Annotated in this window: 5 protein-coding genes; 4 read left to right on the top strand and 1 reads right to left on the bottom strand. The window is 64.7% G+C overall.

The window, feature by feature from the left end; all coding sequences use genetic code 11:
* Nucleotides 1-102: 102 nt before the first annotated feature.
* A complete protein-coding gene (locus ACK543_RS04995) occupies nucleotides 103-717 on the bottom strand; it encodes a hypothetical protein (protein WP_409941747.1) in 615 nt (204 codons plus the stop codon).
* Between the two features lie 35 nt (nucleotides 718-752).
* Here ACK543_RS04995 and ACK543_RS04990 point away from each other — a divergent pair, with 35 nt between their 5' ends.
* The 4 genes from ACK543_RS04990 (at nucleotide 753) to ACK543_RS04975 (ending at nucleotide 3025) form a co-directional block, all read left to right on the top strand.
* Nucleotides 753-1184, top strand: a complete 432-nt coding sequence (locus ACK543_RS04990; RefSeq protein WP_409941746.1) for a hypothetical protein — start codon at nucleotides 753-755, stop codon at nucleotides 1182-1184.
* A 5-nt stretch (nucleotides 1185-1189) separates the two neighbouring features.
* Nucleotides 1190-1336: a hypothetical protein gene (locus ACK543_RS04985; RefSeq protein WP_409941745.1), complete on the top strand. Its 147-nt coding sequence runs from the start codon at nucleotides 1190-1192 to the stop codon at nucleotides 1334-1336.
* Nucleotides 1337-1364: 28 nt separating this feature from the next.
* Nucleotides 1365-1511, top strand: a complete 147-nt coding sequence (locus ACK543_RS04980; protein ID WP_409941744.1) for a hypothetical protein — start codon at nucleotides 1365-1367, stop codon at nucleotides 1509-1511.
* A gap of 122 nt (nucleotides 1512-1633) precedes the next feature.
* Nucleotides 1634-3025 carry a homoserine dehydrogenase gene (locus ACK543_RS04975; RefSeq protein ID WP_409941743.1) on the top strand — a complete coding sequence of 464 codons (1392 nt, stop codon included), beginning with the start codon at nucleotides 1634-1636 and terminating at the stop codon, nucleotides 3023-3025.
* Nucleotides 3026-3546: the final 521 nt, after the last annotated feature.

Genomic DNA, 3546 nt, shown 5'->3' with positions numbered 1-3546 from the left:
GGCCACCAAGGTCTGCCCACCGCACCCCGCTCCATCGGATCAATCTACAGGGGCACAACTTCCCACTTCAGCTTCCACCACCGGGCTTGTCCAACAAACGGATCAGATCGCGGCTTCGCGCGATCTATCCTTACTCGTTAGGTTAACGGCGACGCGCGTGGCTCCTCCGTGCTGAGTAACACGAGGTCTGCACCGAAGTTTGACGGCTCCTTTGGAAAACGACTCATCCGTCGCCCTGCTTGACCAAACGTAGGCCTCTCCGGCTTTCAGCAGGGCCATGCGCTCTGGCGTCAGGTTGCCGAGTGCGGCGTTAGCCTTCTGGATGTGCTTCAACCAAGCAGGCGAGTTGAACTTATGCATGATGATCTGGCTGGACAGCTCGATCAGGCTGACAGGCACAGATGGCGGGTCTTGGCTTGCGACCATGATGCTGACGCCCTTGTGCCGCATTTCTCGGACCACTTCGATGAGCCCGGCAACCAGGTCGGGACTCTCGATGTATTTGTGGGCCTCATCGAACACCACCAGCTTGTTGAAGCTGCGCCCATCGATGCGCGCATCAGCGAAAAGCTGCAAGAGCACGACGAACAGTCCGAGGGCTTCGTCCTTCTCGATGAATTCGTCCCGCAGGTCCACGATGATCAGTCGGCCTGGCCTCACCACCTCAGTGAGCGAGGTTCCGTCGTTGATGTACTCAGCGGCCAGGTCGAGGCGCATCCGAGCCAGCTCCTTGAGGTGATCGGGAACCGACGATGCATCGATGCCTGCACGCAAGCCCTCAGCAGTGCGGCAAGATCGCGATTCTTGATGGGGCGGTCAGGCCGATCTACGTCAGCCATCCTGGGGTCGAAGTGATAGGCCAGGACGTGCTCGGACTGAGCGATCTGATCAGCGATGGACGCCTTCAACTGCGCGTAGGCACCTGCGCCTTGGCCTTGGTACTTCAGCAGCAGACCGGTCGGCAAGTGCTCAACGAAGCGAGCCTTGGCCGCAAAGTCTTGTACCTGCAGCCCAAAGCCCTCCACGGGGAAGAGTCGGTAGCTCCGAACCGTACCGTGTTCGACCTGCCGCAACTGCAAGGCCAGGCTGGCTCCAAGGCGCTCCGGGCGCTGCAGCCCTTCGCCTCGGTTGATGGCATGCAGGATTTCGCTCGTGAGTTCGTCGATGGGCTGACTACGCACTGAAGTTCATGAAGGCACGTAAATACAACGCACAGGCGTGCGTGACCGCGCTCGAAAAACTGGCGGCCTTATCGGACGATAACTCCAGCAGCTTCTTGTCCACCCACCCGGCGCCCAAGGACCGCGCCAGCCGTCTGCGGGAACAACTGGTCTGACAGGCAGGCTGGGTTAAACTTCGCGCTTATGTCGTTCACTTCCACCTCCTTCACTGCACGCGCCGCTTCCTTTACCGGCATGGGCGTGATGCAGCTCGCATTTTCGCGGGCTCATGGTGAAGCGCTGGCACTGGGTGCACGAATGATTACCACGATGACCACTGCGGCCACCTGAGCACGCGCAGGTGGCCGTTTCGGCAGCCACCTGGTGATCGCTCTCCTGTCCCCCAAGACGAATGCACGAAACCCAGCTCTGGCAGCTGGGTTTTTTTGTTTGTTCGTTTGCAGGAGAAGTTCATGGTCCGCGACCCCGTCCCGTCCCTCAAAGCCCCGTTATTGCCGTCGTCGGCCACCGCCACGCGCCCGCTGCGCGTGGGCATGATCGGCATTGGCACCGTGGGTGCGGGCACTTTTCGGGTGCTGGCGCGCAACCAGGCGCTGATTGCGGCGCGGGCTGGGCGCGGCATCAAGCTGGTGGTGGTGTGCGCCCGCAGCCTGGCCCGCGCCATGGGCGTGGTGGGCACCGATGTGGCGCTGACCAATGACCCGATGCAGGTCGCCACGCATCCCGATGTGGATGTGTTGGTGGAGGCCGCAGGCGGCACCGGCCCAGCGCGCGACTGGGTGCTGGCCGCCATCCGCGCGGGCAAGCATGTGGTCACCGCCAACAAGGCGCTGCTGGCCACGCACGGCAACGAGATATTTGCCGCTGCCCGCCAGCACGGCGTGGCCGTGGCGTACGAGGGCGCGGTGGCCGTGAGCATTCCGATCGTGAAGGCGCTGCGCGAGGGCCTCACGGCCAACCGCATCGAGTGGGTGGCGGGCATCGTCAATGGCACCACCAATTTCATCCTGAGCAAGATGGAAGGCGAGGGCCTGGGCTTTGCCCAAGCCTTGGCGCAGGCCCAGGCACTGGGCTATGCCGAGGCCGACCCGACGTTGGACATCGAGGGCATCGACGCCGCGCACAAGATGGCGCTGCTGGCGGCCAATGCGTTTGGCATGCCGCTGCGCTTTGCCGACGCGCAGGTGGAGGGCATCACCCGACTGCACAGGCTGGATGTGGCCTGTGCGGCGCAGCTGGGCTATCGCATCAAGCTGCTGGGCGTGGCGCGGCGGCGCACGGGCGCTGCCATCGATGGCGTGGAGCTGCGCGTGCAGCCCGCGCTGGTGCCCGCCACACATCTGCTGGCGCAGGTCAACGGCTCGATGAACGCGGTGATGGTCAAAGGCGATGCGGCGGGGGTGACGATGTTCTACGGCGCGGGCGCGGGGTCAGAGCAGACCGCGTCCGCGGTGATTGCTGATCTGGTGGATGTGGCGCGCCTTGATGGCACGCACGCCGCGCAGCGCGTGCCGCACCTGGGCTTTCATGCGCACACGGTGGACGACCGGCTGGCCGTACTGCCCCGCGCCGCCGTGCACACGCGCCACTACCTGCGAGTACCCGTGCACAGCGCGCAGCAGATCGAAGCCGTGGCGGCCTGGCTGGGGGCACAGCAGGTGCCGGTTGTTCGCGTGGAGTTGGCGATGGAGAAAAAGCTGCCCGCCAGCACCGGGCCGCAGGTGCTGGTGCTGACGGATGCCGTAGCGCAGGCCACTGTGGACCTGGCCGTGGATGCGCTGGCTATGCACCCGGCGGTGGCGGGGCCGGTGGTGTCGCTGCGGGTGGAGGTGCTGGAGGGGTGATGGGCCACCCAGGCCGTTTGGGCTGAGCCCCCCACCCGTTCCGTCTGAGCCCCCCACCCGAACGGGCTGAGCCCCCCCCGTTCGGGCTGAGCTTGTCGAAGCCCTGCGCAGTACCCACTAGCCCATTCATACTGAGCTTGTCGAAGCAGCGCGCGGCGCTTCGACAGGCTCAGCTCGAACGGGTGGGGGAGCTGTACTCGGCTTCGACAGGCTCAGACGGAACGGGCGGGGGGGCGCTGGGCTTCGACAAGCTCAGCCCGAACGGGATGGAGTGCGGTGCTCGGCTTCGACAGGCTCAGCCCGAACGGGCGGGGGACCTCAAACGGAACGGGTTCGGGGCGCGGCGCTTCGACAGGCTCAGCCCGAACGGGTGGGGGAGCTTAGCCCGGATATTTCACGGCAATTGGTCGAAGGCGGAGCGAAGCGAGTTTTTCTGTTGATTTTGGGCTGCCAAGTGCTCTGGCCAGGGCTTTGATGTGCTGCAAAAGGCTATGGCGTGGTAACCAGGCACACCGGCCCCC

Origin of the sequence: Acidovorax sp. (assembly GCF_046341535.1) — a bacterium.
GTDB lineage: Bacteria > Pseudomonadota > Gammaproteobacteria > Burkholderiales > Burkholderiaceae_C > Acidovorax.
This window is presented reverse-complemented; position numbering and strand designations above follow the sequence as displayed.